The sequence below is a fragment of the Moorella sp. E308F genome (genome assembly GCF_006538365.1).
Classification (GTDB): domain Bacteria; phylum Bacillota; class DSM-521; order Neomoorellales; family Neomoorellaceae; genus Neomoorella.
In genome coordinates, this window is the sequence record NZ_BJKN01000002.1 from 564,889 (window position 1) to 588,881 (window position 23,993).

Genomic DNA, 23,993 nt, shown 5'->3' on the forward strand with positions numbered 1-23,993 from the left:
CTAGCAGTACTCTATTATACCATCGACCAATACTTCTGGCCAAATTTAATCAGGGATTGTTAAAGGCATTGCTCATAGCTAAATATGGATTATAATTATCTTAGTTAAGTGGAGGTAAAATCCCATGGAAGTTGTTGCCCTCATTGGTCCCAGCGGCAGCGGCAAAAGTCACCGCGCCCTGGCAGTTGCCCGGGATTATGCCGCCGAAGCCATAATTGACGACGGCTTGCTTATCCAGGGGAGTCGTATTCTGGCGGGAGTTTCAGCCAAAGAACAGCCGACGCGGGTAGGGGCTATTAGAACGGCTCTATTTAGCGACCTTGACCACGCCCGGGAAGTCCGGGAGAGGCTGGCGGCCATTGCTCCCCGCCGCCTCCTAGTGATCAGCACCTCCCGGGAAATGGCAGAGCGCATAACCAGCCGCCTGCAGCTGCCGCCGCCGTCCGTCTGGGTGGATATCACCGAAGTGGCCACGCCGAAAGAGATTGCCCGCGCACAGCAGATTCGTAACCAACTTGGAAAACACGTCATCCCGGCACCCACGGTGGAGGTCAAACCGCGTTTTAACGGGCCTTTCATCGAACCGTTAAAAACTTTTTTGCGCCGGCGCCAGGCACCGCCGGGTAAAAAGAAAAACCTTTGGGTGGAACAGACCACCGTTAGGCCGACTTTTAACTCCCTGGGCCACTTCTATATTGCCCATAATGCCGTGGGGCAACTTGCCGCTTATCTTGTTACCGCTGCCGGGCTGGCCAACCCCCGCGTCCAAGTGGAAAGCAGGAATGGCAATTTGGTTTTAAACCTGGAGGTTGCCGCCCCTTACGGTGTTTACTGGCCCCCTCTTCTACAGACTGCGCAAAAACGGGTAAAAGCAATGATTACCAATATGACGGCCCTGGAAGTTGAGGCTGTCAACATTACGGTCCGCGGGATTAAATTTGCTGGCGACCGGCTCTAGCTGGCTTCTTCCTCCAGGTCCTGGTTTAAAAGAGCCGCTATTTGTTGCAGTTTATGATTGACGGCGGCGTATTCCTGCCGGGCAAAACCAGCTTCTATAAGGGCTTTGAGCTGCACCAGGATGCGCTGGTAGGTGGCTTCGGCTTCGGCGGCTGCAGCGCGGGCCGCCAGGGTAGCCGGCGAGGCTGCCGGCAGACTTTCCGCTAGCGGCAGGAGCCGGGCGGCAGCCAGCCATGACGGGACTTCTGTTGCCAGGCCCAGCTCGGCATTTACCAGCCTTGCGAACTCCCTGGCTGCTTCTTCTTCCCCGTGGGTTATAAAAACTTTGCGGGGGGGTCGGGCAAAGGATTTAAGCCATTTTAATAAACCTGCCTGGTCAGCATGGGCGGAAAAGCCGTCAAGACTGACAATTTCAGCCCGTACGGCAATTTCTTCGCCGTGGATGCGCACCCGCTTTTCTCCGTCGAGCAGGCGCCGCCCCAGGGTACCTGCTGCCTGGTAGCCCACCAGGAGGACTGTACTTTCCGGCCGCCAGAGGTTGTGCTTCAGGTGGTGCTTGATGCGGCCGGCGTCGCACATGCCGCTAGCGGCAATGATGATGGCTCCTCCCTGGATCTTATTGATAGCCATGGATTCCTCGGCGGTGCGGCTTAAGTGCAGCCCCGGCAGATAGAAGGGACAGGTGGCGCCGTTATTACTTAACTCCTTGGTTTCCGCGTCAAAATAATCCTGGTGGCGGCAGAAGATCTCGGTGGCCGCCACTGCCAGGGGGCTATCGAGAAAAATTTTGTCTACTTTAATGGCTCCCTGACGCAGGAGGACATTAAGGGCATAGAGGAGGTCCTGGGTACGCTCTACGGCAAAGGCCGGGATAACCAGGTTGCCTCCCTTTTTCATGGCCTTGTTAATTACTTCTTTGAGACGCTCAATTTTGTCCCCCTGGACGTTATGGTGGCGGTTGCCGTAAGTAGACTCCATGACCAGATAATCGGTGGACTCAATGGGCGCCGGGTCATTGACAATGGGTTGTCCCGGGTTACCTAAATCGCCGGAAAAGGTAACCTTGACTTCTTGGTCCCCATCGCGCACCCAGATTTCCGCTATCGCTGAACCCAGGATATGACCGGCGTCCTGGAGGCGCAGGCGAAAGCCCGGTAAAATCTCCTTTTCTTCTTGATAATCCAGGGTATGAAAATGCTCCAGGCAGGCAGCGGCCTGGGCGGCGGTATAGATAGGGGTTAAAAGGGGCAGGCCGGCGCGGCTGTTTTTCCGGTTTTTGCGTTCAACTTCCATTTCCTGAATATGGCCGCTGTCCGGCAACAGGACGCCGGCCAGCTCAGCACTGACCGGCGTAGTAAATACCGGTCCCTGGAAGCCTTGCAGGTAAAGTTTGGGGATCAGACCGCAGTGGTCGATGTGGGCGTGGGTCAGGACCAGGGCATCGATAGTGGCCGGATTAAAGGGAAAAGGGCCGTAGTTGCGTTCTTTAACGGCTTTGGAACCCTGGAAAAGCCCGCAGTCAATAAGGAGGCGGTGCCGTCCGTTATCGATAAGGTAACAGGAGCCTGTTACCGTCCCGGCAGCCCCGTAGAAATGTAAATTGATCATTTTTCCTCTCCCTGTTTTAATTATTTGCCGGTCCCTAATTACCCTGCCGCCAATCTTTGTTAGGCGTGGGCAGCGGCCCGGTGCTTGAAGGCCAGGCGCCGGGCGACAAAGCGTTCCATACGGTTCATGGCTTCCATCAATTCGGCCAGGGAAGTGGCGTAGGAACAGCGGATAAAGCCTTCCCCGCTGCTGCCGAAGGCCGGGCCTGGGACCACGGCCACCTTTTCTTCTTTCAGGAGTTCTTCGGCAAATTGGGTGGAAGTTAAACCCGTAACTTTAATAGATGGGAAAACGTAGAATGCGCCCCGGGGTTCAAAACACTCCAGGCCCATTTCCCGCAGGCGACTGACGACCAAGCGACGGCGCCGGTCATACTCGGCCACCATCCGCTCCACATCCTGGCGCCCGTGGCGCAGGGCCTCCAGGGCTGCCATCTGTCCCATCACCGGGGCACAGAGGATGGTATACTGGTGGATCTTGACCATAGCGGCCAGGAAGTCGGGGTGGGCCGCCACATAACCCACCCGCCAGCCGGTCATGGCAAAGGCCTTGGAAAAGCCGCTGACCAGGATGGTCCGTTCCTGCATGCCCGGGAGAGCGGCAAAGGAGCGGGGCGGGCCGTCATAGCGCAGCTCGGCATAGATCTCATCGCTGATTACCAGCAGGTTATACTTCTTCACCAGAGCGGCAATGGCCTGCATTTCGGCATCGTTAAGGACGGCACCGGTGGGATTGTTGGGAAAACACAGGATCAGGACCTTGGTACGGGGTGTGATATATTTTTCCAGGCGCGCCGCCGTTATAGCAAATTCATCCTCCATGGTGGTGGGCACCGTGACGGGTACGCCGCCGGCCATCTGGACGATGGGCTGGTAGGAAACATAACACGGCTCGGGGATCAGGACTTCGTCGCCAGGATTGATGACCGTCCTTAAGGCCAGGTCAACAGCTTCGCTGGCACCAATGGTGACCATGACTTGCTTCTGGGGATCGTAACTTAAGCCAAAACGTTCCGCCAGGTAGCCGGCTATAGCCTGGCGTAATTCGGGCAGGCCATAGTTGGAGGTATACATGGTATAACCCCGCTCCAGGGATTGGACGCAGGCTTCCCGGATATGCCAGGGGGTGACAAAATCCGGTTCCCCCACGCCCAGGGAAATCACCCCCCGGGTGCTGGCTACCAGGTCAAAGAAGCGGCGGATACCAGATGGTGGTAGACTTTTGACCGTGGGATTAATAAAGCGCTGGGCCTCAAAACCGCAGGTAATGGTCATGGTTGCAACACCTGCCTCCGGTCTGCTTCTTGATCCTCAAAAATTACCCCATCCTGTTTATACCTTTTCAGGATAAAGTGGGTCACTGTACTCTGGACGTGTTCCAGGGTAGCCAGCTTCTGGGAGACAAAGGTGGCCACTTCCTTGAGACTCTTTCCCTGGACCAGGACGGAAAGGTCATAGCTGCCGGACATGAGGAAAACGGATTTTACTTCCGGGTAACGGTAGATACGGCCGGCTATCTCGTCAAAGCCCACATCCTGCTGGGGTGTTACCTTGACATCGATTAAGGCCGCTACCTCCTCTTCGCCGGCCTTTTCCCAGTTAATCAAGGTGTGATAGCGCAAGATGATTTTTTCTTCCTCCATGGCGGCAATTTCTTTAGCCACCTGGTCTGCCGGCAGGGCCAGCATGATAGCTATCTCTTTAGCGTTTAATTTGCCGTTATTTTCCAGGAGCTCAAGTATTTTTTTACGCATGGTTAAACCTCCGTATGATATATGAAAACCTCCCGCCCCGGAAAGGGACGGGAGGTTTATTCCCGCGGTACCACCCTCATTGGTCGTACGACCCTACTCTGTAGCGCCTTTATTAGTGCGCTTTGGCCGTTAACGGGGCCAGCGTCCTGCCTTAATGGGGAACCCCTTCAGGCGGCGGCTCCAGGGTGGCTTTCGACAGGTCTGCTACCGGGCTTGCACCCTCCCCGGTTCGCTGGCGAGCAGGGGGCCTGCCTACTCTTCCCTTCACTGCCTTTAAACTTGCTATAAATTTTAATGCTATTTTAGCACCGGCCCGGCTTTGGTGTCAATAATAAATTAAGTTAGCTGGTGCCAGCCGGCTTCCCTTCGCAGGCGGCGGGCCAGGTAGACCGGATTGGCCAGTTCATCGGCGGCGACTTTGCGGATGCTTATTCCCTGCTGGCGGCAGTAAAATTCATGGCGCCAATCGTAGTGCGTACCGGCCGGTGCAAAACCCAGCTGCAGGCGGGGCAGGAAAAAGGGAATTTTTCCTCCCCGGGTTTCATAGTTGATGACAAGTTCTTCGTCAGGGTAGGCCTGGAGGAGAGCCAGACGCAGGGTCTCCATGGCCTGACTTAAGGGATCTGCTGCCGTAGTTTGCTCCGGGAAGGACTTTCCCTCTTCCCCTTCACTGATGACTGGCAGCGTTTTATCTTCCACGACACTTTCAGGTTTTAGACCCGGTTCCTTTACCGGTTCTTCTGACATATTGCCAGCTGTAGCTTCAAGCGGAAACTGGTCGGTATCTATCTGCCCCGCTTGGGCGGCCGATGATACCGTATTTGCAACATCAACTGCTTCCCCGGGTGCAAGGGGTACACTTTCCTCAGAGGAAGTCTTTTCCTTTTCTTCCCTGGTCTTTAAGTAACGTGCTATACCCTCGCTGATTATATACTGGATGTCGCGGGGAAAGTTGCCAAAGCTCTGCAGGATACGACGGTCGGGTAGACGCTGGGCCACCAGCTGCTCAAGTATAGCCTGGAGATGTTGCTCCCGTCCTTCCAGGACTTCCAGGAGCAAGTCGCCCATTTTCTGAACCATGTCTATACCGCGGGCCAGCTGTTCGGCCCGGGTGGATTCGTCTTTAAGGCTTATGGATATGGCACACTGAACCAGTTCATCGACACGCTGCAGGATTTCATTTTCCAGCCGGTTATTGCGCAATATCCCCACCTCCTGGCAGCTCTTCCTCCCAACAATATATGCGGGTAGGTCGCCGGAAAGAACTGCAGGGTGAAAAAAAACCGGGGTGCAAACCCGGTGTCAAAATTTATTCCACCTTGGGCCGGGGGTAGAGGCCGGCTTCCTTGACGATGGTGGGGATAATCTCTTCCCACATTACAGCCATTATGTGTACACCGGCTACCCCTTCAATAGTCTTGAGGTGTTTAATCTGTTCGACACAGATGGCCACCCCTTCGGCCCTGGGGTCGGCAGCTTTTTCCATCCGGTTGACAATCTCATCGGGAACAATCATCCCGGCCACCGACTGCTGCATATATTTGGCGGCTTTAGCCGACTTCAGGGGCATGACGCCGGCAATGATATGGGCTCTTTTGTGCAGGCCTCTCTCCCTGACCAGAGCCATGAAGCGCTCGAAACGCTCCATATCAAATATGCACTGGGTCTGGATGAAGTCGGCGCCGGCGTTGATTTTCTTTTCTAGGCGCAGGACCCGGAACTCAAAGGGATCGGCGAAGGGATTGGCAGCGGCGCCGATGAAAAACCGCGGTTCATTGCCCTTCAGTTCTTCCCCGCAGGCAAATTTTTTCTCGTCCCGCAAGTCCTTGACGATTTTAATGAGCTGGATGGAATCCACATCATGCACGTTTTTGGCCGTCGGGTGGTTGCCGAAAGACTGGTGGTCCCCCGACAGGCAGAGGACGTTACGCATTCCCAGGCTATAGGCCCCGAGGAGGTCGCTCTGCAGGGCGATGCGGTTGCGGTCCCGGACCGTCATCTGGATAATGGGCTCGCCCCCCGCCTGGAGGACATGGACGCCGGCGGCTATACTCGAGAGGCGGACAATGGCCGTCTGGTTGTCCGTCAAGTTCATGGCATCAACATAGTCTTTTAACAGGGCGGTATGTTTTTTAATACCCTCGGGGTTGGCATGTTTGGGCGGGCCTATTTCGCCGCTGACCACAAAATGACCCTGGGAAAGGATTTTTTCCAGTTTGCTTTCTGTTTTCATGCCAGCCTCACATCCTCTCGTACCACTTTCCGGGGACCACCGTCCCGGGACTTGGACCAGTCCTTGGGTGGCTGAATTTCCATAAGGAGATCAAGTTTACCCAGGGCCTGCATCCGGTCGTAGATGAGCTGCCAGGCACAGGGGATTTCCGGGTTAACTTCACACTTACCATTCTGGGAACCGCCGCAGGGACCGTTTAAAATGCTCTTGGAGCAGCGGATAATAGGGCAAATACCCCCTGTTTTATAGAGGATACACTCACCGCAGAGGCCGCAGCGTTCTTCCCAGACGCCGTGTTCCACGGTCCCACCGGCAAACTTGGTGTTCAGGGCCGGCACTACCCACTTGTTATAGCGTTCAGCCAGGAACTGGACGCCGACACCGCAGGCCAGGGAGACAATGGCTTCAACATCGTCAGTGACATATTTAGCCAACATCTCTACATATTCCGGGTCACACTGGCGGGTCAGGGTAACCTCCACCGTCTCCAGGGGATTGCCTTCCTTTTGCCTCAGCATCCGCAAAGCGGCGGCCAGGATCCCCGTTTCTTTCTCCCCACCGGCCAGGCAAACGGTCACGCAGCCGCCGCAACCGACTACCAGTACCTTTCTGGCCCCTTGAATCAACCCGGCAACTTCAGCCAGGGGTTTACCCTCGGCGATAATCATTCCTGCTCACCTGCTTTCATCGAATTTGCAGCCTGCCGGCCGTCCTCTCCTTGCCTGGAGGAAGCATAATTCTTGTTTAACGGGCTGGGACCTAATTTGCGGATACGCTCGGTAAACTCCCGGGCAATTTCCGCGAAACGCGGTCCCATGGCCGCCGAGAGGTTGTACATCTCCAAGCGCTCACCACCGATACCGATCTCGTCCAGGATTTTTTTCGCCTGCTGGACCCGGCGTTTGGCCCGGAAATTCCCCTTCAGGAAGTGACAATCGCCTTCCATGCAGCCCAGGACATAGACACCGTCGGCGCCATCTTCAAAGGCTTCCAACAACACCCGGACGTCGGTTTTACCAGAACAGGGCATTTCAATCACCCGGATATTGGCCGGGTACTGCAGGCGTAAGGAACCGGCCAGGTCGGCGGCGGAATAGGCGCAGTAGAAGCAACAGAAGGCTATAATTTTCGGTTCAAACTCCTGCAAGCGGTTACACCTCCCCGAAGAGGCCGGCCACCTTGGCCAGCAGCTGGTCGTCTTTATAGAATTGGAGCTGGATGGCTTTGGCCGGGCATTCACCGGCGCAGGTGCCGCAGCCCATACATTGGACGGCATTGATCTCGGCTACGTTGCGTTCATTAATGCGCGGGACGCTGTAGGGGCAGACCCGCACACAGGTCAGGCAGGCAGCGCACTTGTTTGCATCGACCACGGCTACCACGCCGCCCACCATCAGGTTTTCCCGGCTCAAGACTGTACAGGCCCGGGCCACGGCACCTTCGGCCTGGGCAATGGCTTCACTGGCAAATTTGGGCGCATGACCGGCACCGCAGAGGAAAATCCCGGCCGAGGGGAAGTCAATGGGCGCCAGCTTGGCATGGGTTTCAACGTAGAATTTATCTTCGTTTAGAGGCAGTTTCAGCATGGTAGCCAGTTTTTCCACCCCATCCGGGGCTACGGCACCTGTGGCCAGGACCAGTTGATCGGGCCAGAGGACCAGGTCTTTGCCGGAGTCGGGGTCCTTAACTAATACCTCCAGCAGGCCGATGTCCCGCCGGCGTACCTCAGGTGGTCTTTCTGGCTCATAGTGGATAAAGAGGACGCCCTGCTCCCGGGCCTGGCGATAATAGTCCTCCATGAAGGCATAGGTGCGGATGTCCCGGTAAAGGATGTAAATTGAAGCCTCGGGATTACGCGCTTTAATGGCCAGGGCGTTTTTAATGGTCTGGGCGCAGCAGGTGCGGCTGCAGTAGGGGTGCTCGCCATCCCGGGAGCCCACGCATTGGATAAAGACCACCTGTTTGTTCTTGCCGGCATCCCAGTGGCCGTCGGCAAGGGCCTGCTCCAGCTGGGTATTTGTTACGACCCGCTCGTCCTGGCCATAGAGATAGGCGTCGGTTTTTAATTCCTGGCTGCCGGTAGCGACGATTACCACGCCGTGTTCCAGTTGCAGGGTACGGCGTACGTGTTCTTTTCCGGGTTCACTAAGGGATATGGTGGTGGTAAAGTGTCCCTGGTGGCCGCCAAAGTCTTCCAGGTGGGCACCAGTGAACACCTGGATACGGGGGTTGGCCCGGACTCTGGCGATCAGGTCTTTTAAGAGGGCCTGCAGGTCTTCCCCTTCCAGGGTGTTCCGTAAATACCGTACCTGCCCGCCCAGCTCGGCTTCTCGCTCGACGATAATGGCGTCAAATCCCTGCTCGGCGATATTTAATGCTGCCGTCAAACCGGCGATGCCACCGCCGATGATCAGGGCCTTCTGGACAACCGGTACCGGTTGCAGGTGCAGGGCTTCGTGGCGTTTGACCTTGGCCACGGCCATGCGCACCAGGTCAATAGCTTTTAAAGTTGCATTGGCCGGTTCGTTGCGGTGCACCCAGGAACACTGGTCGCGGATATTGGCCATTTCAAAGTAGAACGGGTTTAAACCGGCCTCCTTTAAGGCTTCCCGGAAAAGGGGCTGGTGGGTGCGAATGGTGCAGGAGGCCACTACCACCCGGTTCAGGTTATATTCCTGGATGGCGGCTTTAATCTTGTTCAGGGTGTCCTGGGAACAGGTGTAGAGGTTATCCTCGGCATGGACCACTCCCGGGAGTTTGGCGGCAGCCTCAACTACTGCCTTGACATCGACTACACCAGCGATATTAATGCCGCAGTGGCAGATAAAGACACCTACCCGCGGTTCTTCCCGGCTGACGTCCCTTTCCGGCGGGTATTCCTTGGGCGTTACCAGAGTGTTGCGGCCCGAAGCTATGGCGGCACCGGCTAAAGAGGCGGCAGCGCTGGCATTGACCACCGTTTCCGGGATGTCCCGGGGACCCTGGAAGACGCCGGCCACATAAACGCCCGGCCGGGTAGTGGCTACCGGCTGGAAGGGCAAGGTCTTAGCAAAGCCATAAAGATTAAGCTCAATACCGGCAGCAGCCGCCAGCTTTTCCGCCCCGGCCGGCGGCCTGACACCAACCGCTAGCACCACCATATCAAACTCTTCCCGGGTTATCCTGCCGTCGGCATAGTACTGGATGGTAAGGTTTTTGGTCTGCGGATCTTCTTCCACCCGGGAAATCATAGCCCGCACATAACGTACGCCGGCGGCTTTAGCCGCCTCGACGTAGCGATCGAAGTTTTTACCGTAGGCGCGGATATCCAGGTAGAAGATGGTCGGCTCAATATTGGCGTCATGTTCCCGGGCAATAATGGCTTCTTTGGTGGAATACATGCAGCAGATGGCTGAGCAGTAAGGACTGCCTTCCCCCTCGCAATCCCGGGAACCCACGCACTGGATGAAGGCCACCTTTTTGGGCGGCCGCTGATCGGAAGGCCGTACCACGTGGCTTTCCGTGGGGCCGGTGGCGCTGAGCAGCCGCTCAAACTCCAGGCTGGTCACCACATTGGCATAATAACCGTAACCGTATTCGCCGGCCAGGGTGGCATCAAAGAGTTCATAGCCGGGGGCCAAGACCAGGGAGCCAACCTTGAGTTCCACCACCTTTTCCTGCTGCCAGTGCTCCACAGCCTTCTTTTTACAAACAGCTTCACACTGGAGACATTCCGAGCAAATGCCGCAGTTCAGGCAGCGTTTGGCCTCCTCGATGGCTTCTTCCGGGGTAAAGCCCTGGTAGACTTCGCGGAAATCCTGGATGCGCTCTGCTACCGGCGCCATGGCCTGGATTTTGCGCCGGCCGGGGAAGGGTATAACATTGGGCGGCGGGTCCAGCTTGGGTTCCTTTGCCAGGGAACGGCCGGCAGCCAGGTCTTCACCCTCGAGGTAGCGTTTCACGGATTCCGCTGCTTCGTGGCCGCTGGCTACGGCTTCTACTACCGAGGCAGGCCCGCGGACGATATCGCCGCAGGCAAAGATGCCGGGTACGCTGGTAGCCAGGGTCAGGGGATCAGCGGCAATCAGGCCGCGGCTGGTAGCTATGTTACCGTGTTCGCCTAAGAAAGAAAGATCGGCAACCTGGCCGATGGCCAGAATAACGGTGTCGGCAGCAAGGGTTTGGTTAACTTCGGGATTATACTGGGGATTAAAACGGCCTTGTTCATCGAAAACCCGGGTACACTGCATTAGTTCAATACCCGTGACCCGGCCGCCTTCGCCGAGGAAACGTTTGGGGCCCCAGGAAGGATGGATGATAACGCCTTCTTCCAGGGCTTCTTCGACTTCCCATGGATGGGCCGGCATCTCATTTCTGGATTCCAAGCAGGCCAGGTGAACTTCCTTAGCCCCCAGGCGCAGGGCCGTCCGGGCCACGTCGATGGCTACATTACCGCCGCCGATGACGACAACCCTTGCCCCTACTTCGGGCCGGCCGCCCAGGGCGGTTTCCCGCAAGAAAGCTACCCCCGGTAGAATACCCTTTAAATCGGCACCCTCAAGCTTAAGCATGCGGCTCTGCTGCAGGCCGGTGGCGATGATAATGGCGTTGTACCGCTTTTGCAGTTCCGCCAGGGTAATATCTTTGCCGACAACGGTATTGGGTTCAAACTTAATCCCCAAAGCAAGGATGCGCCCGGTTTCCCGGTCGACTACCTCCAGGGGGAGGCGGTACCGGGGAATGCCCCCGCGCAGCATGCCGCCGGGCTGGCTCATAGCATCATAAATAGTAACCTGGTAGCCTGCCAGGGCCAGGTCCTGGGCGGCCGTAAGTCCTGCCGGTCCGGCGCCGATGATGGCTATTTTTTCCTGCCTGGCGGGAAGCTCTGGCCTCTGTTCCTGCTCCCGGGCGGCTTCAGCTTCCCAGCCGTAGTCATAGGCCGCCCTTTTCAGAGTCGCGATGGCAATGGGGTCGTCAAACTGCCCCCGATTACACTCGGTTTCGCAAGGGTGGTGACAGATGCGGCCGCAGATGCCGGCAAAGGGCATACGGCGATGGATTACTTCCAGAGCCTCAGCAAATTTACCCTGGGAGATCAGGGCCACATAACCCTGGGCATTAGTACCAGCCGGGCAAGTGCTGCGGCAGGGAGGTATACCCCTTTTGGTAATCAGGTATTTATTGGGCACCGCCTGGGGGAACATCTTGTGGATGGCCTTCCGGCTGCCCATATTCTGATTGTACTCATTGGGTACCGATACCGGACAAACCTGCTCGCAGTCGCCGCAGGCAGTACATTCCTCGATATTAACATAGCGGGGCTTTTGACGGATCTGGACGGTAAAATTACCCTTTTCCCCTTCTACCTTTTCCAGGGAGGCGCAAGTATACAGGCGGATGTTGGGATGGTTCAAGGTATCTGTCATCCGGGGACCCAGCAAGCACATGGCACATTCGTTGGTGGGGAAGGTTTTGTCCAGCTGGGCCATACGACCGCCGATGGAAGAACTTTCTGTCACCAGGTGTACCAGGTAGCCTGCATTAGCCAGATCAAGGGCCGACTGCATACCGGCAATACCGCCGCCGAGGACCAGGACCGCACCTACGGCCGGGACATTTTCCTGTTTTTCCTTCATGGCGTCTCACAACCTTTCTGCTAGGAGGCTACCAGCAACCCCTGCTGCCGTATAAGGGGCAGGGGATCGACTAAATGTTTCTTCAACCAGGGAGCGGCATCCAGCCCCAGGGCCAGGCCGATGACTTCCGTGATGAAAAAGATGGGTAGCGGATCTTTCCCGGCCGGCTGGCGGCTGTCCAGGTTGGTCTGGCACAGGGGACAGGCCGTCACTATGGCTACAGCTCCGGCATGGCGGGCGGCGGCTACAATTTTTCCCACCAGTTGCTCTACGATTTGGGGCTGGGGGATGGCGAGACTGGCCCCGCAACACTCGTTTTTATGGGTCCAGGCTATCGGAGTGGCTCCACACCAGGCTAATAGCCGGTCCATCAGCTGGGGTTGTTCGGGATTGGCCTCAAAACTGGCTACTTTCGGCGGCCGGGTCAGCAGGCAGCCGTAGTAGGACGCCAGGGGGAGGCCGGCCAGGCTTTTCTTTACCTTCCCATCCAGCAGAGCCTGGATGCGGGGATCGGCCAGCATGTCGACGACATGACGCACCCGCACTTCTCCCCGGTATTCCCGTCCCAGGATTTGACCTGCCTGCCGGTTGAGCTGCCGGGCTTCCTGGCTGCCGCCGGCCATAAAGGTTTGGGCTGCTTTTAAGGAGTTATAACAGGCGGCGCAGGGTACCAGCAGATCGTTACCGGCAGCCTCGGCCAGGACCAGGTTATGCAACGGTAAGGCATGGCTCAGGTAACTGCTGAGGGAGTGGCCGGAGGTGGCGCCGCAACAGCACCAGTCTTCCAGTTCCTGCAACTCCACTCCCAGGGCTTTAAATACAGCTTCGGTGGAGGCGGAATATTCGGCCGCCGTTGCGTGCAGGGAACAGCCGGGGTAATAACTCAATTTCATACCTGTCCCCCCTTTTCCCCTTGCCACAAGGACCGGAAGCGAGCTTTGTTTTTAAGCCCTTCGGGTAAAAGCCGCAGTTTACCGCGGCTAAGCATTTTCAGCCCTAGGGGAACATCCTGGAAGTAGGTACCTGTCTTCATTTTGAAGGCAATGATCATCCCCAGTTCATGGACCCGACCCTTGCTTTTAACCGAAGCCAGGAAGGCCTGGTGGAAAGCAGCCACTTCCGGCAGGGCCGGCCGGACGCCTTTAGCCAGGGCCCGTTGCTTCAAAGCGTCATTAATGGCGGCAATGTCGATACCGTTGGGACAGCGGGATACACAGGTCCGGCAGCAAGCACATTGCCAGATAGTTTTGCTTTTTAAAAGTTCTTCTTCCAAACCTAGCTGGACAAAACGTACTACCTGGTGGGGCATCAGGTCCATGGCCATGGTTACCGGACAGCCGGCTGTGCATTTATGACACTGGTAACAGCGGCTGACAGGTTGACCCGATTGCCTGGTCACGGCAGCAACAAGCTGGTGGGAAGGTATAATTTGTTGCTCAGCCAATCCCCTTCCTCCTTTCTACCCTGAAAAAGAGAGGACCAGCGTTAAGACAATACGCCGGTACCTCTCTCTTTTCCCGCGCATATTCCTACAGGTATCAACGTATTCCTGTAACGCTGCTATATGGAGTTCCTCCCCAATAAGCTTCGACGTTGTTGATAAAAGTCCTACCTGGTTTTAAACATCTTGACAAAAGAATCACAGTAAACCGTCTGGTTGAGCAAAATTTCTGCAGCTGCCGCTGTTTCCATGAGGGCTTCGTCGCAAGCATCGGCTATAGCGGCATCCAGGCCGCAGGCCATGGCCATGGCCAGGAAAGTCCGGTTGATAAGGGGCCGGTTCTGGCAGTTCTGGGACACGTTGCTCAATCCCAGTACGGTCCGGGGAGCCGGGTCGGCCAGCATTTTAATCTGCTGCAGGGTCTTTAAAACTTCAGGAGCGTGATCCTGGGCGACGTTGGCCGGGAGAATCAAGGGGTCTATATACAGGTCATCCATGGGCAGGCCGAATTCATCGGCAGCAGCTACCAGTTCCATGGCAAAGGCCAGGCGGGTATCGCTGTCCTTGGGAATGCCGGTTTTATTCATGGTGAGGCCGATGAGGGCCGCACCGTGCTCAACGGCCAGGGGGAACAATTTTTCTATTTTTTCCCGTTCGGCATTGGTGGAGTTGATGATAACCCTGTTCCTGGCTTTTTTCAAACCCGCTTCGATGGCCGCGATATTGGTGGAATCCAGGCACAGGGGCAGGCTACTGACTTCCTGGGTAACCTCTACCAGCCATTCCATGGCACTAACCTTATCCTGGACGGCCGGTCCGACATTGAGATCCAGGGCGCGGGCGCCGCCTTCTTCCTGGCGCCGGGCCCACTCTTGTACAGGGGCCGGGTCCCGTTCCTGGATGGCTCTTTTAATGTCGTTGAACATGCCGTTAATCCTTTCGCCAATGATAAGCATGCTTTAGACCTCCTTTTTACTTTATTAATAAGCGTTGCTGGCCATTAGCTGGTCGATATTTTCCTTCACTTTGGCCACGGCTTGCGGGTGACGCATGAGGAGAATATGGGCGCCGGCCTGGAGGAGGGCGGTGGCGGTAACGGCTTCCCAGAGGATACCACGCTCCACCTCTTTACCCCAGCCGGGGTATTCGCTAACCGGAGCCACAGCTTCCTTGGCGCGCCAGGCCTCATATCCAACCGTACAGATTACCGGCATGGATAGCATTTTATCACCTTGAAGGGCGCCCAGGCGGATGCGCTCCATAATGGAGTAGGCGTATTCTATCCCGTAACCCAGGCCGCCAATGGATGGGTCGATAACGATGCGGTCCAACCCCAGATTCATTTCGTTGATGAGGATGTTGAGCTGCTTGCAGATATTGATATCCAGGGGTGAACGGGCAATAATGTTGTGCTTGTGTACCATGCAGGCCGCCGTCAGGGATTTGTAGTTGTCCTGCTCGGCGTTACCCAGGAGCAGGTTTTCCCCTGCTGCCGCTTCGGCCACTGCCTCCAGGACGTCGTGGTCTTTCTCCACGTCGCCGCAGCCGACGACAATCAGCGGCACGCCGACCGCCTGCAGGACTTCCTTGACGGTAGCCACACACTGGTCTACCGTGCGGTTGGCTCCCTCGGGATCGGCACCGTCGAGTTTCAGGTAAATCAGGTCGGCGCCGTATGCAGCTACGCATTTCTGCGCCCAGCGGCCGGGCTCATTGATTACATCATTAAAGGGATCCTTCAAAACATCCGGCCAGTCGGGAACGATATCCTGGACTTCCATGGCAATGACGGGGCGGCTAACCTCGCCTTCAAAATGGTGGAAGGGAAGGGCGGCATCGCCGCCGACCACAACGGTGTGGCTCCGGGTACCGCCCTGCTCTTTGGTGGCACCCAGGACAACTTTTTGTACCGCGGCACGGCTGCGCTCACGTAAAATCTGGACGGCCATGAAAAACACTCCTTCCGCATAAATAGTTAAATACGGCACCTGCTAAGAATGGTATTGACTGCCTGCACGGCCGGGGCATCTGCCGGTAGGTCAAAAAGGGGTTTGCCGTAGGTGTCAAAAGCGACGACCTGTTCATCATAGGGAACCGTCCCGGCCAGGGGCAATCCTGTCCGCTCGATCTCTTCCCGGAGGGGACCAGGATCACCGGTAGTTTTGGTTACAACAAGGTACATATGGGGAATATCGAGCTGCAGTTCCCGGACCAATTCCCGTACCCTCCCGGCGGAGCGAATCCCCCGCACCGAGGCATCGCTGATGACGAAAAGAACCCCTACATTCTGGATAACCCGCCTGCTGATATGCTCCAGGCCGGCTTCACTGTCAATAACCATATAATCATAGTTGGCGCTCAAAGTTTCCAGGTGCTTGCGCAAAAGGTCGTTGGGATAACAGTAACAGCCCGGCCCCTGGGGCCGGCCCATGGTTAACAGGTCAAAGCTTCTAGTTTCTACCAGGGCCTGGGCCAGCTGGTATTGGATGAACATATCCTTGCTCATGCCAGCGGGGATGGCCCGCGGGTTTTTGGTGGCGTCAAGGATATCGGCAATAACGGTATCGACTTTAACGCCCAGGGCTTCGTTTAAATTGGCGTTGGGGTCGGCGTCCACGGCCAGGATGCTCCCCTTATGGTTCAAAACCAGATAGCGTACCAACAGGGCGGCAAAGGTAGTCTTTCCTGTACCCCCTTTACCGGCAACGGCAATATGGCGGGCCACTTACCCTTCCCTCCTTTCCAGACCGGTTTCCCCGGTTACAGAGGGAAAGAGTTCCAGCCGGGTATGGGGCAGGAACAGGGCCGAGACAAATTCCTCCATAAAGAGGTTGCCGGCGGAAAGTTCCAGATAGGTCATCTTGTGGCCCAGTTCCAGGGCTTCTTGCCAGGCCGGCCGGGAAAGGAGGGCCAGCTCGGCACCCTTGAGGGAAGTGTTGCCGGCAAAAATGTATTTTTCCGCCGGCAAATCGGGTAAGAGGCCGATTTCGACCGCATTGGGAACGTGCAGGTAATTGCCGAAACCGCCGGCAATGATAATCCTGTCGACTGCTTCCAGGTCCAGGGAAACGGTCTTTAACAGGCTCTGGATACCGGCAAAGACGGCTCCCTTGGAGCGGATGAGATTTTTGATGTCGGCGGCGGTAATGACGATATCCTTGCCGTGGCTGCTTTCTGCCGCCCAGGCCAGGACAAACTCGTAGCCTTCATCAGTAAGCCTTAGCCGGGGTGTGGCTACTTCCTGGAAGTTACCGGTCCGGTCGATGATGCCGGCCCGCCTGAGCTTCGCCAGGCAGTCGATTAAACCGCTGCCGCACAGGCCGGCCGGGCGGCCGCCGCCGATTACCTCCAGCTCTACTTCAAAGGTTTCCGGGTCGATGGTTACTCCTTCAACCGCTCCTTCCATGGCCCGCATACCGCAAGTGATACCGCTGCCTTCAAAGGCTGGCCCCGCCGAACAGGCACAAGCGATGAGCCATTCTTTATTCCCCAGGACCATTTCCCCGTTGGTGCCGATGTCAATGAAGAGGGTCAGTTCTTCTCCCCTGGCAAGGCGGGTAAAAAGGACGCCCGCGACAATATCGCCGCCCACATAGCTGGCAACGCTGGGGAAGACCTGGACGGTAGCCAGGGGATTAATGGCCAGCCCGATTTCCCCGGCAGTGAGGGCCGGCCACTCGGTAGCAGCAGGGATATAGGGTTGCAGGCGGATATACTTGGGATTTACGCCCAGGAGCAGGTGGCTCATGGTAGTGTTGCCGGCGATGGCTGCCGCCGTCACCTCCGCCGGGTCAATCCCGTGTTTGGCCAGTAAAGAATTACTGATCTCGTTAATGGTGGCCAGGGCCGCCTGGCGCAGCTCCTCCAGGCCCCCATGGTTACTGGTGGCGTGGATGATGCGGGAAATGACATCATCACCATACGCCGCCTGGCGGTTATAACTACCGCCCTGGCCAATCCTCCGGCCGTTACGCAGGTCCAGGAGGGAGACCACTACCGTCGTGGTGCCCAGGTCGATGGCCAGGCCGAAGCTCCTGCCTGACCCGGCAGGGGTAACCCGTAAGAGGCGGTTATCAGCCCTGGCCAGGGTGACATCAACCTGCCAGCCGGCCTGGCGCAAGCTCTCCGGCAAATCCTGGAGCAGGGCCAAGCTTACCTTCCCCTCCATCCCTTTTTCCCTGCGCAAAGCCGCCAGCAGGCGGCTGGCATCGCTGGTGTTTTCCGTCAGGGTAGGCTCGGCGAGATGCAGGGTTACGACTTCACAGGCAGCCTCCAGGGGATAGGAACCCGGTAAATCAGCCAGACCGTCCTGCAGCCGCCCCTTATCCTGGAGGAGCACCTGATGTTTGCCGAGAAGGGATTCTGCCGGGATCTCGATGGCTACATCACCCTGGATGATGGTCTGGCAGGCCAGGGTATAACCTTCTTCCTTCAATGCGGCCGGCAGGTGTCCTCCTTTTAACTGAACTTCTCCCCGGCAAATTTTAATGATACAGCGGCCGCAGGTACCGGCACCGCCGCAAGTACTTTTCAAGGGGAGGCCGGCCTTCTGGGCCGCCTCCAGGACGGTGGTGCCTGCCGTTACCAGAACAGTAATATCGGCGGGTAAAAAAGTAACGGAACACTGATTCACGGGCTTCTTCCCCTTCTTAAATAATAGAGATGATTTAGGACGCTAAATTGGCCCGGGCAAAGGCCACGATACCGCTGGCTTCCCGGGGTCCTACCAGTACCTCCCAGCCGGTCAGGTCTTCCAGCTTGCCCTTCAGGACGGCCACTGCTCCGGGAATAATAATCCGGCGATGCTTGACTTTATTTTCCAGACCAACTTTTTTCATCACGCTGGCAATTTTTTCAGCCTCAAACTTACCGTCGGCATAGGCCGTCAGCACGGACAGGCCATCGGTATCGACGGACAGCAGGTAACTGGGTATCTTGGTGCTTTCAATTTCTCCTTCTACCGAGTAATAGGTCAGGGAGAAGTTGGTGGTCACATAAACCGGTGAATTTTCATTAACGGCTCCTATTTCATTGAGTTTCTCCTCTACCCGGATAGGTACCTGCGGGTCGGTATAGAGATTCTGGCGCCAGGACAGCAGGGGCAACAGGTGTTCTTTGGCGGCGGTACGCAAGACTACCAGGCTGGCATACTTGCTGATATAGTTTGTAGCCTGGAGGATTTCCGCCAGGGGATCGCTTGCCGTCGTCAGGGCAATAATGGGATAGCCGAAAGAGCGGAAGCGTTTTTTAATGGCCAGGCGGCGGATCTGGGTAAAGTCGGCAACGGCGCGTGAAGTTTCCCGGGCTCCGGGGTCGAGGACCAGCTGCTTGTGGCCCAGGGCGACGATTTTGTCCACTAAGCCGGCCAGTTCTTCCAGGCCGTTGCCGTATACCGCCAGGGGGCAATTAAACTCTTTTGCCAGGGCAGTCATGGCCTCGTAATTGGCAGCAGTGGCCGCATATAACAGGGGCTTGCGGTCGGCTACTCCCGCCAGGGCAGGTTTTATCACAGCGGCATCGTCAGCCATGAGAATAAGGTTTAACGAGGTGGCGGCAGCAACCCGAGCTACTGTTGCCTGAAAAGCGGCCGGGTCATCAGCATCGTGGCGGATGGCAATAGCCTGGATGGTATAATGCTGCCCCACCCGGTCAAACTGCAGCTCGTTAATAGCAGCAACTTTAGCCGTTAACTCTTCGGTGCTGAGGTTATCGCTTACCTGGATGGCAATGGCCGTTTCATGATAGAAGCGCTTATCGTGGCGGAAGAGTTCGGTCTCATCCCCCATTTCTACTGCTGCCGAACCTGTGCCCAGGATCACCTTGGCAATGGGCGGGGCCGCGGCGGCATTAAGGGCCTCCCGGGCGGCTTCGGAAACGTAGGGACAAGAGTCCAGGCTGGCTTTACCGGCAGCCAGGTTCATGGCAAAGGCCAGGCAGGTAGGCGTACCGCATTCGCCACAGTTCTTTTTAGGCAGCTGCTTGTAAATTTCCAATCCCGTTAAAGCCATAACTGTTAACTCCTTTCCTTCAAGATTTAAATATTCCGGGCCGGGTATATACAACGAACAGGCATATACCCGGCCTTACCAGCAACAGGGGGTAGAGCCTACATGATGGGATCCAAGCTCAGGGCCGGATGGCCCACCTCTTCCAGGTAGGGCAGGATTTCATCAACGGTGGTGCCTATGGTTTCATCGGCAATTTTATCGATAAAGTCCTCGCCCAGGCCTTCCTCGATGCTGCGCCGTACCAGATCTTCACGGAGGAAGTCCTTCAAAGCTTTGGGCATCCAGACAATGCGGGCGATACCGCCGTCGGCCTTAATAAATTTTTTGCTGACAATATAGGTGCGGCCGATGCCCATAAAGCCGGGGGTCTGGACGCCGCCGCCGATCATACCGGCCAGGGTGGAGAAGGTCATCCCGGAAGGGGTCATACCGGGATGGTCCCGTGTGGTAATCATAATACCATTACATTCGGGTACAATGGCCATGATGGCCTCGAAACAACCGCAAGAGGTCATGGGGTTCTCCATAAGGGTGTACAGGCAAACCTGTTCCAAGTTGCGGTTGGAAGCCGTGTAGAGGTAGTCGTTGACGCTCTTCCAGATGCCTTTAACGGGATCAATCTCCCCTTGTTTAGGTATGGGCTGGTTGGGCCCGGCATGGTTGATTTCATAAGAAGCCTTGGCGTCCAGCCAGCTGACAGCGCCGCACAGGCCTACCCGCTCGGGGGTGACAATACAGACATGATTGGGGGCAAAGGACTGGCACAGGACGCAGGAATAGAAAGTATCCACCGACTCGTCGGTCAGACCGCGCATACGGTCGTCGCGCTCTTTATATTTCTCCCGGGCAATGGCCAGGTACTCTTTCACTTTTGCTTCATCGGTAAAGATGGTTACCTGGACGCGGTCAACAATGGCCGGGAATTCTTCTTTCATTTTCGCCACCAGGATTTCTCCATAGTGCTTGAATCGGAACCCTTTGGCCACGGCATCTTTGCTCACCCGCAGCCAGTTGATGGCGCGCTGGCCGGTGTGCCACAGGCCTTCACCGTAGTTAATGAAGTCATGGATTCTCCGTTCCAGGACCCCTTCAAAATCGGCCTGCATTTTACGGCCGTAAATATCCACCAGGATACCCAGGGGTAAAGTGCTGCCCTCCGGCACCTGGTCAATATCCGGGCCGACAAGCTCGATCTTACCGTCGGTAATCTCCGCCTCGGAAACGGTACGTACCAGTTCAAAGGCCGGGCTCCGGTTGCCGCCCATTTCGACATACATATCGTTCTTACGGATACTCTCCCCTTCAAAGGCCGGGCCGAAGTTGATGGGCAGGTCGAGCTTGATCTTGGTCAGCTTGATACCCCGGGTCTCCATAGCTATCTGGACTATTTTATCATAGTCTTCGACGCTGAAGAACCAGTCGGGAATCTGCTTGTCTTCCGGCAGGGGTTGGTCGGTAATCACCGGGAAGCCGGTGAAAATGGCCCCGAAGGCGGCGGCCGTTTTGACCATGTCGTGTTCGCCCAGGTAAAGGACGAAAGCGCGGATGCGGCGCCGCTGGTAGTCGCGCTGCTCATCGCGCAGGCCCGGCGTTACGCCGCCGAACATCATCCCGGCCCGCAGGGCGTAGTTGGCGGCGTGGACGATCTGGGTGAAATTGCCCAAGGGGTAGGCGATGTAGTCGATACCCAGCTTGACGTTTTCCTCCAGCAGCTGTTCTACCGCCTCATCGCAGATGAAAAGCATAAAGCCCATACCCATGAGGTCCTTGACGATCTTCGCCAGAGCTTTGGAATCCCTGGCCCGGCCCATGATAATGGCTTCTCCGGGAATGGTCCAGTCTACCATTTTAATACCAAAACGGCGGACGACCGGGTCGCCGATAAAGCCGGTCCAGGGCTCGGGCAAGAGCGGATCTTCCGGTTTATATTTAAGATAACGCAGGGCTTCGATGATTTCAGCCGCGTACCAGGTGGCTTCTCCCGCCAGGCGGGCATTTTCAAAATTAAGCACCGGGCTTATTTGCGCCCGCTTGCGGTTGAGGATGGGCGGCAAGTCGCCGAGTTTCTTTACTTCTTCCCCGCTGTAGCAACGAATAACCGGTAAATAATAGGCGGTATCCGGATAACCGACGGGATGGTCGGGACCGTAGGTCCGGATGGCCTGGTTTAAAAGGATTTCCGCATAGCTGGTGGCTGTAATGGCGCCGTGATAAACTTCGCGGAAAAGGGCTACAGGTTCTTTGCCTTCGGGAATGGCACCTTCAAAGATCTTGTCGAAATCAGTCATGGCCTGACCCCCCCTTTTAGTAACCCTGGCAGAGTTTGGTTTCATAACGCTCAGCAACATTTTTGTGCACGCCCAGCTTCCAGGTGCGATATTCCAGGGCGTCGAGGATCTTCCGGGCAGCTACGTGGGGATCCATTTCAAACATAAAGTAACCGCCGTAAACGTCGCTGGCAATCTGGGTGAGGATACTGTAGATCAGGTCGCTGCCTTCCACCGGCGGCATGGTACCGACGTGAGTCGGTACACCCAGGGATACCCACCAGGTGCCGATGGCTACCGCTTTGCCGCTCATGGCTTCCGGGGCCGAGGCTACGAAAGGAACTTTCGGCGTATCGACGCCAAGGTCGTTGGCCATGGCCATTAAGAGGTCGGCGGCCCGGGAGTTATCCACGCAGGAACCCATGTGGAAAACAGGCGGCAGGCCGATTTCAATATTGGCTCCTTGGCTGAGGCGGTTGAGGAAAGCTCTTAGGCCATCGCCACAATAGGTTTCTACATTGGCCGGGTCCATTAAACCGGCTTTGGCCGCTCCCTGGGCCGAACACCCGGTAGCGATGACAAAGACGTTATTCTTCAATAACTCTTTCATAACTACCAGGTGCGAGTTATCCTGGAACCCTTTCAGGTTATTACAACCGCAGATAAGCGCCACCCCGGCCAGCTCGCCGTCAAGGATGGCTTTATTGAGCACGCGGATGGGATTTTCAGCATCTTGGGTAGCCAAAAGCTGCTTCAGGGCCTCTAGGCTCCAGCCGGCGACCACCCTGTTTTTGATTTGAGGGATAAAAACCGGCCGGTTGCTTTCTTTGCGCTCTTTGAAGGCTTCAATGGCCATGCGGACAGCGGTTTTGGCATTATCCAGAGCCGTAGTCGTCTGGTAGTCGAGGTGATAGGCGCCCGGGATCTTGACGTTGTCGGCAGTGGTAATGATCCGTGTATGATAACATTCAGCCACGGCGCTAATGGAAGGCATAATGCACTGGACGTCGACGCACATGGCGTCGATGGCACCGGTGCAGATTGCCAGTTCCTGGGACGCGAAGGAGGTGACCAAAGGTATACCCTGGCGCATCAGGACTTCATTGCCGGTGCAGCAAATGCCCACCAGGTTGATACCCTTGGCACCGGCAGCCCTGACCTCCCCTTCCAATTCCCGGGCGGCCTGGACGATAATTTCACTAAGTAAGGGGTTATGGCCGTGGAGGACAAAGTTAACCTGATCCGGGTCCAGGACGCCCATGTTGGCTTCGCTGACCACCGGCTGGGGGGTGCCGAAAAGGATATCGGAAAAATCAGTGGCAATATGTTCACCGGTATAATCGGCCAGGGCGACGCGGATAGCACTGAAGACCAGGTTCACGGGGTCGTTATCCATACCCATATGCGCCTGGTTGACCAGTTCGGAAATAGAGGCATGGATACCGTAGGGACAACGTTATGAGTGCGGAATTTTTCCCGGCGGCCTTCAGTTATAGTTGTCATCAGCCAGGTGGCCTCACCCTCGCCCTTCAGGCGGCGGAAGTCTTCCAGGGCTTTTTCCCCTACTTCCAGGGCCAGTTCCATCACGCTTTTGCCTTCTACTTCGATACCCACGCGCCGGCAGACTTCCCTTAACTTGGCTTCATCCTTGACGGTATAGTCCGGCGCTTTGCCTTTGGCCATTTCTACCAGGGCATGGGCAATATGATTGCCGTGCTCGCTGTGGGCGGCGGAACCCGTAAGGAGCATTAAACCGACGTTACGGGCAACGATGGTCCAGGCTGAAGCGCCGCAAATGCCGCGGCTCCCGGGACCATCGGCGGCCTTGATGCGGCAGGGGCCAGCCAGGCAAAAACGGCAGCAAATACCTTCATACCCGATTTTACACTGGGGCTGCTGGGCAACAAAGCGATCAAAGGCGGTTATTACCTTGTCGTCCCTGCTTTTAGCCAGCATTTCCAGGGCCGCCGGATCGACCGTGCGGTCCCTGCTTTTGGGTTCCATAACCCGCGGGGCCCCTGAAGGCCTGGAAGTGTGGGTGAGATCGCGGAACCTGGGCATATTACTTACCTCCTTGGCTTTATTCCATTTTTACAATATCTCTCCGGAGA

General features: G+C 56.5%; 17 protein-coding genes, 1 pseudogene and 1 other annotated feature. Of the genes and pseudogenes, 1 reads left to right on the forward strand and 17 read right to left on the reverse strand.

The window, feature by feature from the left end:
• The first annotated feature begins 124 nt into the window (after nt 1-124).
• The gene (locus E308F_RS09305; protein ID WP_141264655.1) at nt 125-958 is read left to right on the forward strand and encodes an Asp23/Gls24 family envelope stress response protein; all 834 of its coding nucleotides are present in this window, start codon (nt 125-127) and stop codon (nt 956-958) included.
• Here E308F_RS09305 and E308F_RS09310 read toward each other — a convergent pair.
• The 17 genes and pseudogenes from E308F_RS09310 to cooS all read right to left on the reverse strand — a co-directional run bounded on the left by E308F_RS09310 (nt 955) and on the right by cooS (nt 23,943).
• Nucleotides 955-2,565 carry an MBL fold metallo-hydrolase RNA specificity domain-containing protein gene (locus E308F_RS09310; protein WP_141264656.1) on the reverse strand — a complete coding sequence of 537 codons (1,611 nt, stop codon included), beginning with the start codon at nt 2,563-2,565 and terminating at the stop codon, nt 955-957. The genes E308F_RS09305 and E308F_RS09310 overlap by 4 nt on opposite strands.
• A gap of 59 nt (nt 2,566-2,624) precedes the next feature.
• Complete coding sequence (locus tag E308F_RS09315; protein ID WP_141264657.1) at nt 2,625-3,839, reverse strand: aminotransferase class I/II-fold pyridoxal phosphate-dependent enzyme; 1,215 nt, start codon at nt 3,837-3,839, stop codon at nt 2,625-2,627.
• A complete protein-coding gene (locus E308F_RS09320; RefSeq protein WP_141264658.1) occupies nt 3,836-4,318 on the reverse strand; it encodes an Lrp/AsnC family transcriptional regulator in 483 nt (160 codons plus the stop codon). Before E308F_RS09320 ends, E308F_RS09315 begins: the two co-directional genes overlap by 4 nt.
• 40 nt (nt 4,319-4,358) lie before the next feature.
• Nucleotides 4,359-4,595 (reverse strand) — a binding site (T-box leader).
• Nucleotides 4,596-4,654: 59 nt separating this feature from the next.
• Nucleotides 4,655-5,521 (reverse strand): hypothetical protein, encoded by an 867-nt coding sequence (locus E308F_RS09325; RefSeq protein ID WP_141264659.1) that lies wholly within the window; start codon nt 5,519-5,521, stop codon nt 4,655-4,657.
• 106 nt (nt 5,522-5,627) lie between these two features.
• Nucleotides 5,628-6,551 (reverse strand): methylenetetrahydrofolate reductase, encoded by a 924-nt coding sequence (locus E308F_RS09330; RefSeq protein WP_141264660.1) that lies wholly within the window; start codon nt 6,549-6,551, stop codon nt 5,628-5,630.
• Nucleotides 6,548-7,219, reverse strand: a complete 672-nt coding sequence (locus E308F_RS09335) for a methylenetetrahydrofolate reductase C-terminal domain-containing protein (RefSeq protein ID WP_141264661.1) — start codon at nt 7,217-7,219, stop codon at nt 6,548-6,550. Before E308F_RS09335 ends, E308F_RS09330 begins: the two co-directional genes overlap by 4 nt.
• Nucleotides 7,216-7,698 carry a hydrogenase iron-sulfur subunit gene (locus E308F_RS09340; protein ID WP_141264662.1) on the reverse strand — a complete coding sequence of 161 codons (483 nt, stop codon included), beginning with the start codon at nt 7,696-7,698 and terminating at the stop codon, nt 7,216-7,218. The genes E308F_RS09335 and E308F_RS09340 overlap by 4 nt, the downstream gene beginning before the upstream one ends.
• Nucleotides 7,699-7,702: 4 nt before the next feature.
• Nucleotides 7,703-12,166: an FAD-dependent oxidoreductase gene (locus E308F_RS09345; protein WP_141264663.1), complete on the reverse strand. Its 4,464-nt coding sequence runs from the start codon at nt 12,164-12,166 to the stop codon at nt 7,703-7,705.
• A 20-nt stretch (nt 12,167-12,186) separates the two neighbouring features.
• Nucleotides 12,187-13,059, reverse strand: coding sequence for a CoB--CoM heterodisulfide reductase iron-sulfur subunit B family protein (locus E308F_RS09350; protein ID WP_141264664.1), 873 nt, complete (start codon nt 13,057-13,059; stop codon nt 12,187-12,189).
• Entirely contained in the window at nt 13,056-13,610 is a 555-nt protein-coding gene (locus E308F_RS09355; protein ID WP_141264665.1) for a 4Fe-4S dicluster domain-containing protein, read from the reverse strand. Before E308F_RS09355 ends, E308F_RS09350 begins: the two co-directional genes overlap by 4 nt.
• A gap of 164 nt (nt 13,611-13,774) precedes the next feature.
• Nucleotides 13,775-14,563, reverse strand: coding sequence for a methyltetrahydrofolate cobalamin methyltransferase (locus E308F_RS09360; RefSeq protein WP_141264666.1), 789 nt, complete (start codon nt 14,561-14,563; stop codon nt 13,775-13,777).
• Nucleotides 14,564-14,587: 24 nt separating this feature from the next.
• Complete coding sequence (locus E308F_RS09365; RefSeq protein WP_141264667.1) at nt 14,588-15,556, reverse strand: acetyl-CoA decarbonylase/synthase complex subunit delta; 969 nt, start codon at nt 15,554-15,556, stop codon at nt 14,588-14,590.
• Between the two features lie 26 nt (nt 15,557-15,582).
• Nucleotides 15,583-16,332, reverse strand: a complete 750-nt coding sequence (locus E308F_RS09370) for an AAA family ATPase (protein WP_141264668.1) — start codon at nt 16,330-16,332, stop codon at nt 15,583-15,585.
• Nucleotides 16,333-18,240, reverse strand: a complete 1,908-nt coding sequence (locus E308F_RS09375) for an ASKHA domain-containing protein (protein WP_141264669.1) — start codon at nt 18,238-18,240, stop codon at nt 16,333-16,335.
• Between the two features lie 34 nt (nt 18,241-18,274).
• Nucleotides 18,275-19,615, reverse strand: coding sequence for an acetyl-CoA decarbonylase/synthase complex subunit gamma (acsC, locus tag E308F_RS09380; protein WP_141264670.1), 1,341 nt, complete (start codon nt 19,613-19,615; stop codon nt 18,275-18,277).
• 98 nt (nt 19,616-19,713) lie between these two features.
• Nucleotides 19,714-21,903, reverse strand: coding sequence for an acetyl-CoA decarbonylase/synthase complex subunit alpha/beta (acsB, locus tag E308F_RS09385; RefSeq protein WP_141264671.1), 2,190 nt, complete (start codon nt 21,901-21,903; stop codon nt 19,714-19,716).
• 16 nt (nt 21,904-21,919) lie between these two features.
• Nucleotides 21,920-23,943: pseudogene (gene cooS / locus E308F_RS09390) on the reverse strand (anaerobic carbon-monoxide dehydrogenase catalytic subunit).
• Between the last annotated feature and the right edge of the window lie 50 nt (nt 23,944-23,993).

Excerpts from the sequence above, each read along its gene's own strand:
- E308F_RS09305 (WP_141264655.1), top strand. The coding sequence starts at position 125 with ATGGAAGTTGTTGCCCTCATTGGTCCCAGCGGCAGCGGCAAAAGTCAC.
- E308F_RS09310 (WP_141264656.1), bottom strand. The coding sequence starts at position 2,565 with ATGATCAATTTACATTTCTACGGGGCTGCCGGGACGGTAACAGGCTCC.
- E308F_RS09315 (WP_141264657.1), bottom strand. The coding sequence starts at position 3,839 with ATGACCATTACCTGCGGTTTTGAGGCCCAGCGCTTTATTAATCCCACG.
- E308F_RS09320 (WP_141264658.1), bottom strand. The coding sequence starts at position 4,318 with ATGCGTAAAAAAATACTTGAGCTCCTGGAAAATAACGGCAAATTAAAC.
- E308F_RS09330 (WP_141264660.1), bottom strand. The coding sequence starts at position 6,551 with ATGAAAACAGAAAGCAAACTGGAAAAAATCCTTTCCCAGGGTCATTTT.
- E308F_RS09335 (WP_141264661.1), bottom strand. The coding sequence starts at position 7,219 with ATGATTATCGCCGAGGGTAAACCCCTGGCTGAAGTTGCCGGGTTGATT.
- E308F_RS09345 (WP_141264663.1), bottom strand. The coding sequence starts at position 12,166 with ATGAAGGAAAAACAGGAAAATGTCCCGGCCGTAGGTGCGGTCCTGGTC.
- E308F_RS09350 (WP_141264664.1), bottom strand. The coding sequence starts at position 13,059 with ATGAAATTGAGTTATTACCCCGGCTGTTCCCTGCACGCAACGGCGGCC.
- E308F_RS09360 (WP_141264666.1), bottom strand. The coding sequence starts at position 14,563 with ATGCTTATCATTGGCGAAAGGATTAACGGCATGTTCAACGACATTAAA.
- E308F_RS09365 (WP_141264667.1), bottom strand. The coding sequence starts at position 15,556 with ATGGCCGTCCAGATTTTACGTGAGCGCAGCCGTGCCGCGGTACAAAAA.
- acsC (WP_141264670.1), bottom strand. The coding sequence starts at position 19,615 with ATGGCTTTAACGGGATTGGAAATTTACAAGCAGCTGCCTAAAAAGAAC.
- acsB (WP_141264671.1), bottom strand. The coding sequence starts at position 21,903 with ATGACTGATTTCGACAAGATCTTTGAAGGTGCCATTCCCGAAGGCAAA.